Source organism: Dictyobacter vulcani, from assembly GCF_008974265.1.
GTDB classification, from domain to species: Bacteria; Chloroflexota; Ktedonobacteria; order Ktedonobacterales; family Ktedonobacteraceae; genus Dictyobacter; species Dictyobacter vulcani.
Genome location: NZ_BKZW01000001.1, coordinates 4,140,157 through 4,152,950, shown reverse-complemented (window position 1 = coordinate 4,152,950; position 12,794 = coordinate 4,140,157). Strand labels below are relative to the sequence as shown.

The 12,794-nt window shown below is 49.9% G+C and carries 12 protein-coding genes; 8 read left to right on the top strand and 4 right to left on the bottom strand.

The genetic code is table 11. The features are described from left to right. Window positions 1–56 precede the first annotated feature (56 nt). Together KDW_RS17720 and topA are read right to left on the bottom strand one after the other, a co-directional pair. Window positions 57–1,145 carry an isocitrate/isopropylmalate dehydrogenase family protein gene (locus KDW_RS17720; protein ID WP_151757178.1) on the bottom strand — a complete coding sequence of 363 codons (1,089 nt, stop codon included), beginning with the start codon at window positions 1,143–1,145 and terminating at the stop codon, window positions 57–59. Between the two features lie 104 nt (window positions 1,146–1,249). Then, window positions 1,250–3,673, bottom strand: a complete 2,424-nt coding sequence (gene topA / locus KDW_RS17715; RefSeq protein WP_151757177.1) for a type I DNA topoisomerase — start codon at window positions 3,671–3,673, stop codon at window positions 1,250–1,252. 643 nt (window positions 3,674–4,316) lie between these two features. Here topA and KDW_RS17710 point away from each other — a divergent pair. The 3 genes from KDW_RS17710 to KDW_RS17700 are packed head-to-tail and all read left to right on the top strand — an operon-like array spanning window position 4,317 to window position 7,559. Then, a complete protein-coding gene (locus KDW_RS17710) occupies window positions 4,317–5,993 on the top strand; it encodes a Mur ligase family protein (RefSeq protein ID WP_162005336.1) in 1,677 nt (558 codons plus the stop codon). Between the two features lie 3 nt (window positions 5,994–5,996). Beyond that, window positions 5,997–6,887, top strand: a complete 891-nt coding sequence (locus KDW_RS17705; protein WP_151757404.1) for a type 1 glutamine amidotransferase — start codon at window positions 5,997–5,999, stop codon at window positions 6,885–6,887. Window positions 6,888–6,917: 30 nt separating this feature from the next. Then, entirely contained in the window at window positions 6,918–7,559 is a 642-nt protein-coding gene (locus KDW_RS17700; RefSeq protein ID WP_151757175.1) for a ClpX C4-type zinc finger protein, read from the top strand. Window positions 7,560–7,636: 77 nt separating this feature from the next. Here KDW_RS17700 and hpf read toward each other — a convergent pair whose 3' ends face one another. Continuing rightward, window positions 7,637–8,248 (bottom strand): ribosome hibernation-promoting factor, HPF/YfiA family, encoded by a 612-nt coding sequence (gene hpf, locus KDW_RS17695; RefSeq protein ID WP_162005335.1) that lies wholly within the window; start codon window positions 8,246–8,248, stop codon window positions 7,637–7,639. Between the two features lie 367 nt (window positions 8,249–8,615). On the opposite strand from hpf, the gene KDW_RS17690 reads away from it, so the two are divergent. Both KDW_RS17690 and nrdR read left to right on the top strand, forming a co-directional pair. Next, entirely contained in the window at window positions 8,616–8,888 is a 273-nt protein-coding gene (locus tag KDW_RS17690) for a DUF6788 family protein (RefSeq protein WP_151757173.1), read from the top strand. A gap of 82 nt (window positions 8,889–8,970) precedes the next feature. Then, window positions 8,971–9,492 carry a transcriptional regulator NrdR gene (gene nrdR, locus KDW_RS17685; protein WP_151757172.1) on the top strand — a complete coding sequence of 174 codons (522 nt, stop codon included), beginning with the start codon at window positions 8,971–8,973 and terminating at the stop codon, window positions 9,490–9,492. Between the two features lie 134 nt (window positions 9,493–9,626). Here nrdR and KDW_RS17680 read toward each other — a convergent pair whose 3' ends face one another. Continuing rightward, window positions 9,627–10,055 (bottom strand): cyclic nucleotide-binding domain-containing protein, encoded by a 429-nt coding sequence (locus KDW_RS17680; RefSeq protein ID WP_151757171.1) that lies wholly within the window; start codon window positions 10,053–10,055, stop codon window positions 9,627–9,629. Window positions 10,056–10,422: 367 nt separating this feature from the next. On the opposite strand from KDW_RS17680, the gene KDW_RS31830 reads away from it, so the two are divergent. From KDW_RS31830 to KDW_RS17670, 3 genes are read left to right on the top strand one after another with little or no spacing between them, the layout of a single operon-like run. Further along, a complete protein-coding gene (locus tag KDW_RS31830) occupies window positions 10,423–10,566 on the top strand; it encodes a hypothetical protein (RefSeq protein ID WP_162005334.1) in 144 nt (47 codons plus the stop codon). 35 nt (window positions 10,567–10,601) lie between these two features. Beyond that, window positions 10,602–12,173, top strand: coding sequence for a tetratricopeptide repeat protein (locus KDW_RS17675; protein WP_162005333.1), 1,572 nt, complete (start codon window positions 10,602–10,604; stop codon window positions 12,171–12,173). Continuing rightward, window positions 12,056–12,661, top strand: a complete 606-nt coding sequence (locus KDW_RS17670; RefSeq protein ID WP_151757169.1) for a tetratricopeptide repeat protein — start codon at window positions 12,056–12,058, stop codon at window positions 12,659–12,661. Before KDW_RS17675 ends, KDW_RS17670 begins: the two co-directional genes overlap by 118 nt. Window positions 12,662–12,794: the final 133 nt, after the last annotated feature.

Here is a 12,794-nt window from a genome sequence, read left to right as displayed (position 1 = left end):
CCAGGCCAGGGAAATGGAACTCTGTTGTTCTCCATTTCCCTGGCCTGGTCAGTTATTTATGAGAGCGCGTGCAGATGTTCGATTACTGCATCAGCCACCGTTGAAGTTCCCACAGCCGTTGGATCATCAGGCCGTGGCTTTAAATCATACGTCACAGCCTTTCCTTCAGCCAGCACCTGCATCAGCGCAGTTTCCAGGCGTCGAGCGGCATCTCTTTCCTCCAGATGGCGTAACATCATCACACCAGAAAACATCATCGCCATAGGATTCACTTTGTTCTGGCCAGCATATTTAGGCGCGCTACCATGCACAGGCTCGAACACAGCATAGTTAATCCCAATATTTGCTCCCGGTGCTACCCCTAAACCACCAATCAAACCAGCCGACAAGTCAGAGATAATATCGCCATAAAGATTGGGCAGGACCAGCACATCATAAAGCTCAGGCTTCTGCACCAACTGCATACACATATTATCGACAATGCGGTCTTCATATTGAATATCAGGATATTCTTTGGCAACTTCGTTCGCCGTGGTTAAAAACAAACCATCGGAGAGTCGCATAATATTAGCTTTATGTACGGCCGTTACTTTACGCCGCTTATTGGCGCGCGCATATTCAAAAGCGAATTTAACGATACGTCGAGACGCAGCAACAGAGATATATTTGATACTGATAGCAGAATTCAAATCAATGTGGTGCCCGGTAGTCCGACCAATCAGTTCAGCTAACTCTTCATATTCAGCGGTATTACGTTGAAATTCGATACCCGCATAAAGATCTTCCGTATTTTCACGCACAATGACCAGATCAATATTTTCATAGCGTGAACGCAAACCCTGATAAGTCTTAGCGGGCCGCAGGTTGGCATAGAGATCAAGCTTCTTACGCAACGTGACATTAGCGCTACGCTGCCCCCTGCCAATCGGCGTCGTAATCGGCCCTTTCAATCCTACCTTTGTACGCTGAATCGACTCAATCACCTCATCTGGCAAAACAGTACCTTGTTTTGCCAGAGTCGCCGCACCCGCCTGTTGCACATCCCAATGAAACTGCACCCCGGTCGCTTCGAGAACGCGGCAAGTCGCCTCAGCAATTTCTGGCCCGGTTCCATCACCGGGAATCAGCGTCACTGCATGCGGCATGTAATCCTCCATCTAAAGCAGAACACCCTTTGTTTCGGGAATTTGGAGAGTGTAATTATTTCCCGATTATATCACACTTTTCCAGATTCATTCTGCTTTTGCGATTACCTGGTGGTCTTTGTCCGCTTTGTTACCGCGGTTGCTGCTTTTTTTGTAGTACCTGACGTACGTCGCGTTGAAGCTTTTGCCGTCGTTTTTGTGGTACGCTTGCTCGCAGTGGCACGCTTGACTGGCTTTTTCACCACCGCTGCTTCTTCTCCGTCCACTCCCACACTGGCCTTCTTACGCGTCGTGGTACGCCTGGTCGTCGTGCTGGCAGAAGCAGTCCCGGCCGTGCTACGTTTACGCGTGGTACGTGCGGGAGCCTTCTCACCATCCTGCAAGGGCTTATCCTCAGCGCTGCGCTGAACCAGAATTACTTCCTTATAACAGACTGGCTCCTGGCTTCCTTTTGGTACTACCATTAAGCCGCCACAATCAGGACATAACTCAGGTACAGGACGCTCCCAGATGGCAAAGTTACAGGTTGGATAGTTGACACAACCATAGAAGAGACGTTTCTTCACGCGTGTCTTGCGCTCAACCAGATCTCCGCCACATTGTGGACACAGCGCCCCCGTCTTATTAACTACCGAGCGACGATAGCGACAATCCGGAAAAGCGGAGCATGAGATAAAGCGCCCAAAGCGTCCTGTACGAATAACCAGACTACGGCCACAATCAGGACAGAGCTCATCGGTCTCTTCCAATGGCTTCTGCACACGATTCATCTCGGCCTCAGCCTTTTCCATCGTGGTCTTGAAATTGCCATAGAACGTGGTCAAGAACTCAGTCCAGGAACGTTTCCCATCCTCGACATCGTCCAGCTTGCGCTCCATATCAGCGGTAAAACCGGTATCCACAATCTCAGGAAAATGCTTGTTCATGACCTCATTGATCGTCTCACCGAGCCAGGTCGGCACAAAACGCCGTTGCTCCTGATCCACATAGCCACGATCTTGAATCGTACTGATGATAGGTACATAGGTACTTGGACGCCCGATACCGCGCTCTTCCAGCTCTTTGATCAGACTGGCCTCAGAATAGCGAGGAGGTGGCTGCGTAAAGTGTTGCTCAGGTTTCAGACCATGACAATCCAGCGGCTCATTCACCTGCATTTTTGGCAGCAACTTCTCATCTTCTTCACGCGACCAGACGGCATAGAAACCCGGAAACTTCAGGTTCGAGCCAGTGGCACGGAACACATACTGCCGGGCCACAATATCCGCACGCACGGTATCAAAGACCGCCGATGTCATAAAGCTTGCCACAAAGCGCCGCCAGATCAGGTTATACAACTTAAACTGATCCGGAGAAAGATAGGGCTTAACGATCTGCGGAGTAAAAGACACCTCCGTTGGCCGGACAGCCTCGTGGGCATCCTGGGTCGTCGCCTTGGATTTTCCCACGCGTCCCTGACCAACATAAGGATCACCATATTCCTGCGCGATATGCGCTTTAACGCTCACCTGCGCCTCATCGGAGATACGTGTCGAATCGGTACGCATGTAGGTGATCAGACCCTGTTGACCACGCTCACCCAGTTCAATACCTTCATACAACTGCTGAGCCAGGCTCATCGTCTTCTTCGGTTTAAAGTAGAGCCGTAGCGAAGCATCCTGCTGGAGCGTACTGGTCGTATATGGCAGAGGTGGTTGACGGCGCTGTTCGCGCTCATCATACTTCAGCACGCTATAGCTCGCCCCCTGCAAATCTTTCAGAATCGCATCCGCCTCAGCCTGAGAAGAGATCTTGATCCGCCCTTTATTACCTTTTGCCGGCTTACTCCCATTGGCCCCGGAAGCCTCCACCGCCGCCGGCTCCTCCCCCTCTATAGAAGGATCATCCCCGCCCACAGCATCTACATCCTTAAGGCGAGAAATCAGCATAGCTTCAAAACGATCTTTGTGCTTCTGCTTACTGAGTGTAGCTGCAATACTCCAGTATTCTTCAGCCACAAACGCGCGGACCTCCGCCTCGCGATCACAAATTACGCGTAAAGCCACGGATTGAACACGTCCAGCACTCGTCCCGGACTGAATACGGCGCCAAAGCAAAGGACTGATTTTGTAGCCGACCAGACGGTCAAGTACGCGACGCGCCTGTTGAGCATTAAAGAGGTCCTCATTAATCTGACGAGGTTTTCGAATAGCCTCCTGGACTGCACGCTTCGTAATCTCATTAAAGACTGCGCGATGCGGATTCTGGAGTTCCAGGATATTTTTGAGTGACCAGGCAATAAATTCACCTTCGCGATCAGGGTCCGGGGCCAGGTACACTTCATCGGCACGTTTAGACGCAGCTTTAAGCTCGTCTATCAGCTTGTCTTTCTTCTCGATAATCTCGTATTTAGGAGCAAAGTCTTTGCGCGTATTGACACCAAGGCCTTTTTTAGGCAAATCAATAATGTGGCCCATAGAAGCGCGGACCTCATAATCGCGACCAAGAAACTTCTCGATAGTCTTTGCTTTGGCCGGTGACTCGACAATTACTAATTTTTTTTGCCATTAAGTTTTACCTGACCTTCGTTATTAAACAAATCTGTATATTTATAAAGCCGTCCGGCGAGAAAACCACAATGCCATCCGGTATAATGCCATCCGGCGAGAAAACCACGATGTCTTCAGCTTCGTGGGTGAACAACCTCGGAGCTAAAGACTCAGGGGTTGTTCACGAGTCTTCGTTTCAAAGGATAGAATAGCATATCGTGACAAGTAGGTATTCTATCCTGTTTCCATCTATTCAAAAAGTACTGCTGTCCTTTTCTTTCACCCCTACTACATATTCAACCTCTAACGAACACTTTATAGCTGCTTTTTTGAATGTTGCTTACGGATGCTTAAGGAGAAATGTCAGGGAAGCAGCAAAAATTTCTTTTGAAGCATACCATACATGGCAAGAGTACATTTCTTTAAGCATAATCACGATGACCACATTCTGGCAAGTGTAGCCGGACCTGCGGTGTGGATGGTGGTGTGTCGTTCAGCCCTCATCCATTCCGGACGTACCACAAGTATACATATATCCTGATGACTATCTTTGCCATAGACTTGACCCCTATCAGGCTTGCATGCTATGCTGCATTCATCTACTATAGAGGATAGAAGCAGAAGCGCCGATGCGGAGGAACACATGCGAAACGAACAACCATCCCAGCCACTCTCGCCTGAAATAGATCAGTCACCTCCAGATAGTACGCTGGAACCCGCGCCGCTTCCTGCCGCGGATGAAGAGATGACCAGAAAGCCACAGCCTAAACGCCAACAGCATACCATGCGCGCTGGCCTGGCGGTGATGGCAGGTCGCACAGCTGGCGCGATCAGTCGCCGCTTACACCTTGGCGGAGGCACCAGTATCGTCGGCGTTGTGGCACAACGCGTCTATCCTGATATCATCGAGCACCTCGCAACCGAACTTGAGCATGGGAGCCTGATGGTGACAGGCACCAATGGTAAGACCACAACCAGTAGCTTTATCGCCGCCATTTTACGCGATGACGGCCTGCGGGTCTGGCGTAATCGTGAGGGCTCAAATCTCGTGGGTGGTGTCGCCAGTTCACTGGTAATCCGGGCCCAACCAAATGGACACTTACGACGTGCCGGTAAGGCGATCTCAATCTTAGAGGTCGATGAAGCCGCCCTCCCCAAACTTGTGGATGCGATCCCTCCCCGCGTCATCGTTTTTACCAATCTTTTTCGTGATCAATTAGACCGCTATGGAGAGGTAGATAGCATTGTCACCAAATGGAAGCAAGCCATCGCGCAACTTCCAGACACCACCACGCTGGTCCTGAACGCTGATGACCCGACAATCGCCCAACTGGGCGATTCCTTTGCAGGGCGCGTTCTTTATTATGGTATAGATGACCTCTCGCTCAAAGATGATCCAGCCGAACAGGAAGCCGAACGCCACCAGGTACTGGATGTCCGCACCTGTAGCAACTGTGGTAGCGACTACGAATATAGCAAGCGCTTCTACAGCCATATGGGCCACTATCATTGTCCAAACTGCGGCAAGCAACGTCCCACGCCTGATGTACGCGTAACACATGTACAGATGGACACATTTGATCGCATCCGCATCCAGATCGAGTCAGCCGATGAGCAGCGCGAAATCGTCGTGCCATTGCCAGGTCTTTATAATATCTACAATGCCCTGGCAGCCACCAGCGTTTCCCGGGCTCTCGGTATTGGATGGGAACCGATCATCAGTGGCATCGAACAATCCAAGCCTGTCTTCGGACGCGGTGAACGCATTCAGGCGGATGGCAAGACCATGCGTCTGCTACTGGCCAAGAATCCAACCGGATTTAACGAAGTACTACGTACCCTGTTCTCCGATGGAATCTCACGCCACATCCTCTTTGTTCTTAATGATAACATCGCCGATGGACAGGATATTTCCTGGATCTGGGATGTGGATTTTGAGCGTGTCCCTGGACAGACAGAAACCCTGGTCATCAGTGGTACACGCGCACTGGACCTGGCCCTGCGGCTAAAATATGCTGGCGTAGCCGAGAAAAATATGAGTATTATCCCAACTGCCCGTTTAAAAGCGCACAGAAATACCGAAACACCCCGGCAAAAGCGTCTTAAGAAAAAGAGAGAAATAAAAGAACAACTAGCAGAGATGCCGGGAAGTCAGGAACGCCAGTATGGTATCAAAATCGCGTTAGATAGTGCATTGCAACAAACACCGGTTGGCGAAACTCTCTTCGTGGTACCAACGTATACAGGTTTACTGGAAGTACATCGCGAGTTAGAACAGCGCGGTTTCACCCCACATTATTGGGAAGGAAGAGATGCCTAAATGATGTCGCCCAACACGACCCAGCAACCGCTCACACTTACCCTGGGCCACCTTTATCCAGATCAATTAAACCTCTACGGCGATAGAGGGAACATCCTGACCCTGCGTCGGCGCTGTCAGCTACGAGGCATTGAGCTCCGCGTAGTAGGTTTAGGCGTTGGAGATGCCCTGGCACCCGATGAATATGATATGCTCTTTATTGGCGGTGGACAAGACAAAGAACAGGCCCCGGTCGCCGATGACCTGCATGAGATGAAAGGGATCGGCCTGTGGGCAGCCATTGAAGATGATATGCCAGTCCTCGCCGTCTGTGGCGGCTATCAGTTATTAGCCCATTACTATCGACCAGCCGAAGGTCCAGACATGCGCGGCCTGGGCGTCTTTGACGCCTGGACAGAGCACAAAGGCACAAAAGTTCCACGTTGTATTGGCAACGTGGCCATCAGTTGGAATGGGCAGACACTGGTTGGCTTTGAAAACCATGGCGGCCGTACCTATTTAGGAACAGCCAAACCACTGGGTAAGGTCCTGAAAGGCAATGGCAACAATGCGGAGGACCAGACTGAGGGCGCTATCTACCGTCATGCCTATGGAACCTATCTGCATGGTTCCCTGCTCCCCAAAAATCCACATTTCGCAGACCACTTAATCGAGCTAGCTCTGCAACGCAAATATGGAGATCGAGCCATCACCGAGAACGACCTGTTCAACGGGAATCATACCAATAAAGCTGCAGAGATTGGTGCAACTGTGTTAGAATTACAAAAAACAACTGTATCGCCATTACTTACGCCATTAGAAGATTCATTAGAATGGGAGGCACATGCCTCTATGCTTGAACGTCTAGGATTGTATAGTGAGGCTGCGACCATCCTGCGCACCCACAAAAGCTGATACGTTGGTTTAACTGATGGGGAATATGCTATGAGTTTAGATCGGTCGATGGCTCGCTGCTCATTTTGTGGTCGCTATTCTTCAGATGTACGACGCATGATCGCGGGCCCGGGAGCAGCATACATCTGTGATGACTGTTTACAGTTATGCAATGATATTCTCCGTGATCCTGCACCTTTTTCGCCGCAGGCCCTGGAACTGGCGTCCCGACCACCTGTAGTGGTCGCGGCCCCAACGCCACTCAACCAGGACCGCAGCGAAAGTACGAGCACACGTACTCCTGTGCGCACAATCACTGTAGAGTTAGAGCAAAAACAGCAAGGCATGACCTTAATCTTACATCAGATCCAGTATTATCAGGATTTCTTTGAACTACAATATCTGTGGATACGACCACCTTTTACCGCCGGCTTTGCCTTTGTGCCACGCATCATCTTTTTCGTCAAGGACAATACCGGTATCCAATGGACAGGAGATCGAGGTGGCATGATTCTATCTCGACCTGATCTGGCCAGTGGTCCCAACAATGCTGTTTATCAGGGAACCGCACGCTTCCGGCCATTGCCTTCAACTGAAGCTCGTACATTAACCATTCGTGCAGTTGATCCGCTCGGACAATTTGAAACGCCACCCCCACAGCCGTGGGAATTTGAAATCACCATCACAGCATAAGTAAAGCCCCCGCCTCTTTAGAAGACGGGGGCTTTACTTTTTTTCTCCATTTTCAGCGACCGGCGAGTCAATCTCTCTTATCCTTGTGCTGGAACCAGCAATCCATACCCACCATTTTCCAGCTTATACATGACGTTTACACTGTTGGTTTCTTCATTGAAAAATGGATAGAATGCGTTGCCTGTTTGTTCCATCTGCTCAATCACCTCGTTATCGGTCATTGGCTTCGTTGGCAGACGGCGAATTTCCAACACCCTGGACCAGATCTCTTCGTTATGTTCCTCACTGACTGAGGACGACACCGCCTCGGTGTCTTCGTATTCATCCACAGATGAAAGTTCACCAAGACGTGACAAAGATAGGATTTTGATAGGTGTAACATGCTGGCGGCGCGTGGTCAGCCGATCTTTCTGTTTTCCAAGCTGAGCAATTACTTTATCAAGTACCAGATCAAGGGCCGCGCTTGCGCTTAAGGCGCTCACCTCACTGCGAATAGCATGGGCATTTCCAGCCAGTGCCAGTTGTACCGAATAGCGGTCATTGGCACTACGGGTCTGTTCTTCTGATACAGTTACTTCTACGCGCGAATCGTCATTGAGCCAGCGTGAAAGTCGCTGAGTCTTACGCTCAATCCGTTGGCGCAACTGTGGTGTAACCTGCATCTGTCTGCTTTTGATAATCACTTGCATAGTTCGCTCTCTTTCCAATCCAACAACACGATGTAACGAACAAAACAGATGACTCATCGCTGAAAAAATGGGTACACATTATTATATCACTATTCCACAAACGTCGGTGCGTTCAGATGTGCGCTGATCAGCAGCAACACGTACCAATTCTGCTCTAGTCTGGCACACAACGAACTGCCTTTTTCTTTCTATGAAGAATGTGTTATATAAAAATACATTTGCATGCATAAACACTGACAAAAAATTAACATTGTTTCATGTTTTGCTGCAAAAAATTCATAAAATGTTCATACAATGATGGTATTATATAAGCAGGGTTAACGGTCACAGTTATATGTATTAGATTTGTGGAAGGGGTACGTGATTTATGGCAGTTATACCAAGTGATCAGCATATTACTTACCAGTTACAATTTCGTAAGTGTGGAAAACCATCATGTAGCACCTGCCGTACCGGGCAAGGGCATGGTCCCTACTGGTATGCTTACTGGCGCCAGGGATCACGTTTACGCTCTGGGTATATTGGCAAAGTCAGGCCAGCGGGCTGCAAGCAAGGCAATCCAACCGAAAAAAAGCAGAAATCGACCGTAGCAAAAACGGCAGAATACAGCAAAGCGTCTGCCGCCCCGGCTCTGATGTAGCAAGGTAAAGACCGCCTGAATGATGGTAGTTGTGATAGAATAGTGCTACACGACATTCAGAGCAAGGATTTAACAACTCAAAATGAAATGTCCTTTTTGTGGAGGAGCCGAGTCTCGGGTGAAAGACTCGCGGGATATTGGAGACGCAATTCACCGGCGTCGCGAATGCGAGCAGTGCAAAGGTCGCTTTAGCACCTATGAACGGGTCGAAAAATTTCACCTGATGGTGATTAAACAGGATCAGCGCCGCGAGGCCTTCGACCGACAAAAGCTGTATGTGGGCATTCGCAAAGCCTGTGAAAAGCGTCCACTCCCGGCAGGGGAAGTTGAAAAAGCAGTTGAAGAGATCGAGCAGGAACTTTATCGCTTTGGCAAACAAGAGATTCCCAGCGACGTCATTGGAGAACTCGTCATGGAACATTTACGGCAAATGGATAAAATCGCGTATATCCGTTTTGCCAGCGTCTACCGCAGTTTCGGAGATGTAGAAACCATGTTCGAGGAGATGCAAAAACTGCTGAATCGAGAGAAACCCGACTCCCCTCCACCTGATCACATGGCAGTAAGCACCGAAGCTGAAATCTATCAGGCAGACGATTTTTAGCCCATGGTGTCTGCTGACCACATAAAAAATGTATTCCAGACAGGAGTACCCGATGGATCTTCCCTGTGTGGAATACGCTTTTGCCTTTTTTCAGCTTGACGACCCTTTAGCGGTCAGAGCCAGACAGACCAGGCTTATTCAGGTCGGAGATTTTCCGCTTTGCGCAAACGGCGACTCAAAACGGCCAGCAACTTCAACGCGACATCAGGATGATTGCGCAAGAAGTTGCGGAACTCCCAGACGGGCACCAACAAAGCCGTCACATCATCAACCGCTGTAACGGTAGCTGAGCGGGGTAAATCATCCAGCAACGACATCTCGCCCAACACGTTGCCAGGTCCCTGGACGCCCAGATCCTCATCCCCATGGTCAGCATCTTTACTTCTGGTAATACGCACATTACCAGCCGTCACAATATACAGACCAACGCCTGAATCACCCTGAGCGATAATGGTCGAGCCGGCAGTATATGAGCGTTCCTGGAAGCTTTTGGCAAGGGCTTGAAGTTCCTTTTTATCTAATGCGGAAAAAAGATCTACACGTGCAAGAGCATCTTCATACATAAAAAGAGCTGCCTTTCAAAAATACTAGCACATAGCTATTGTCAAAATGCTGCCATATTCCCGGACAGATATTGCAAAGGAAAGCAGCGGCCAACGCAGAAGTATGTGCATATGGCTATCCTGTACTCTGCCATTATACCATTAGCAGAGGACTCCTGTCTGTATTTTTTCAGCAATTCCGAAAAAGCGAGCAAGCAGCATATCTGGTTAGTTGTTCCTGCTACAGTATGCACTCTCCCAGCCTATCCACTAAAAATCATCACAAGAGTTCTTTGACTTTCCAAAGCCAGTGAATATACAATGGAAAAGAACTCAAAGCCCTCAAGATTTATACTCAGCAAAACATGAGTTAAGGAATATATAAGTTATGACGACATCAGAAAACGAAAAAAAAGAAAAAGATCGTCAACTCGCAGAGAAACGGCTGCAAGTTGGCTTTACTGCCTATAATGATGGCAAGTTAGACCAGGCGACCGAGGCATTCGGGACGCCGAGATTCGTTTTCGCATGATTGGCGATTTTAAACAAGCTGGCGATTGTCGAGCAATGATAGCAGATATTCAAGAACAGAATAATTCTCTCGAAGCGGCGATCAATAGCTACCAGCGTGCACTTAAACATTATGAACAGGCCGATCGCCTCTTGCTCGCCGCCTCAGCTTCTCTCTCAATGGGACATGTAGAGCGACGGCTGGCCCACCTGGATCGGGCACAGGATGCCTATCAAAAAGCTGAACAGATCTATCGCAAGCAACAATATACGAAAGGCCTGGGCAATGTTGAGCTGGCCCTGGGTCATATTGAGTTGCAGCGCGCCAACACGACGTATGCAGCGGAACATTATCAGGATGCGATTCGCCTCTTTAAAGAAGCGAACGAAACAACCAATGAGGCAGATGCCAGCCGCAGTCTGGCTGATATCCAGCGTCTCAGCCGCCATTTTAGCGAAGCCGAAAGTGCCTACAAGCGTGCGCTGGAAATTTACCAGCAAAGCGGTGATAATTATGGCATCGTTGATGCACAGGTTGGACTGGGCCAGATCTATATCGGACAGGAACGTCTCGATGAAGCCAGCAATGTGCTGGCAGATGCCCTTAACCGTGCTGGCTTAATCGAATATGAATTAGGCCAGGCTGATGCCAATCTGGGCCTGGGCGAGATCAACTTCCTCCAATCCCAGATCGATCAAGCCTTGATCGCCGCACAATCCGCTTTGCAGATCTATAGCGATCAACACAATGCACTCGGCACGGCCAATGCTGGTCGCCTGTTAGGAGAAGTCAACCTGCGCCGGGGCCAGCTTTCCTATGCCAACTCAATTATGGAACGCTCACTGCGCACCTACCAGGCAGTGTCATACAAACTGGGACAGGCAGAAACGACGGTTGGTCTGGGCAGTCTCCAATATCAGCGTGGTTTCCTCAGTCGGGCCAGACAAACCTTGGAAGATGCACTCAAACAAGCGAATGCACTGGATAATCCAGATGTTGAAGGCCGGGCTTTACTGCTGCTCGCGCTCGTCAACAAACAGAAAGGTGAACTGGTACAGGCAAAAAAGATCTTCAATGACGCTCATGAGCAAGGCGAGCGCACGGATCCAGCTATCGGCATACCAGTTATTACCGCCGCAGAGATTGGCCTGGCGCGCCTATCTATCCTGGCTGGCGACCTGAAAGATGCAGAAAATCAGCTCAAGGCTGCCGAGGAGCACAGCAAACACAATGAGAGATCCCGACAACTGCAATCCGAAATCCTTGCGGTACGCGGCCAGTTACGTCTGGCGGAAGGGGACTTCAACGAAGCCGAAACGCTCTTTAACGACGTCCACAAGCAAGCAGAGAAGCTCCAGCAAGCAACCCTGACAACCGAAACCATTCTGGGAAAAGCCCAGGCACAGTTAGCCAAAGGTGAGCTGGAAACCGCCCTCAATACTTTCTATGAAGCCGGACGCCAGTTCCAGCTGATTGAAAATACCAATGGCGATGGTTCAGCTGTTCTTGTGTGGCCCAGGTGCATATCGGTCAGCAACAATGGGATGAGGCGCTGGAAAATTGTGAGGCCGCCCTGGTCCGTTATCGACAAACTGATGATCAGGTCAACGAGGCGGACGCATTCCTGACCCGTGGACTGGCCAATCGCGCAAAAGATGAACAGGAACAGGCGCTCAATGATTTTGAGCAGGCGTTGCACCACTATCACCAGCAGCGACGTCCACTCGGCGTTGCCGATACCCGCTTCGCACGCGGAGCTATCTATCTGTTGCGCGGTGATTTTGAACGTGCCCGCGACGAGCAAAGCAAAGCCATCCTGCAGGTCGAGCGCGTCATGGAAAGTATCAGTACGCCTCAGCGCTGGTCCATGTTCCTGCGCCAGTATGCGGAACAATATGCCCAGACCGCCATTACCGATCTGCGGCAGAACAATGATGCCCAGGCCCGCTCCCTGCTCGAAAATTTTGTGCGCATCGCTGGTTCTCAGGAAGTCGTAGCACGACTCCAGGCCTATGAGGCAGACATTCCCATTGGGGGCGAAGAGCTCAGCAACGAAGAGATTCAGCGTAACACCGACCTGGTTAAACGTCTGGCACAACTTCGTCGTAGTCTCTAAGGCAGAAATATTGCTATCGATGATATACTAGAAGGCGTGCCGCGTGCCTATTGAAGGGCAAAAAACGCGGAAAGCCATTCCTTCTCAAAACGAGCTTGAGTAGTAGACACTACTACTTGAAAAAAACTATTAC

Bases quoted from the DNA above. Each gene is read 5' to 3' on its own strand.
- KDW_RS17720 (WP_151757178.1), bottom strand. From the start codon at position 1,145: ATGCCGCATGCAGTGACGCTGATTCCCGGTGATGGAACCGGGCCAGAA.
- KDW_RS17705 (WP_151757404.1), top strand. From the start codon at position 5,997: ATGTCGCCCAACACGACCCAGCAACCGCTCACACTTACCCTGGGCCAC.
- KDW_RS17675 (WP_162005333.1), top strand. From the start codon at position 10,602: ATGATAGCAGATATTCAAGAACAGAATAATTCTCTCGAAGCGGCGATC.
- KDW_RS17710 (WP_162005336.1), top strand. From the start codon at position 4,317: ATGCGAAACGAACAACCATCCCAGCCACTCTCGCCTGAAATAGATCAG.
- KDW_RS17700 (WP_151757175.1), top strand. From the start codon at position 6,918: ATGAGTTTAGATCGGTCGATGGCTCGCTGCTCATTTTGTGGTCGCTAT.
- KDW_RS31830 (WP_162005334.1), top strand. From the start codon at position 10,423: ATGACGACATCAGAAAACGAAAAAAAAGAAAAAGATCGTCAACTCGCA.
- KDW_RS17690 (WP_151757173.1), top strand. From the start codon at position 8,616: ATGGCAGTTATACCAAGTGATCAGCATATTACTTACCAGTTACAATTT.
- hpf (WP_162005335.1), bottom strand. From the start codon at position 8,248: ATGCAAGTGATTATCAAAAGCAGACAGATGCAGGTTACACCACAGTTG.
- KDW_RS17680 (WP_151757171.1), bottom strand. From the start codon at position 10,055: ATGTATGAAGATGCTCTTGCACGTGTAGATCTTTTTTCCGCATTAGAT.
- nrdR (WP_151757172.1), top strand. From the start codon at position 8,971: ATGAAATGTCCTTTTTGTGGAGGAGCCGAGTCTCGGGTGAAAGACTCG.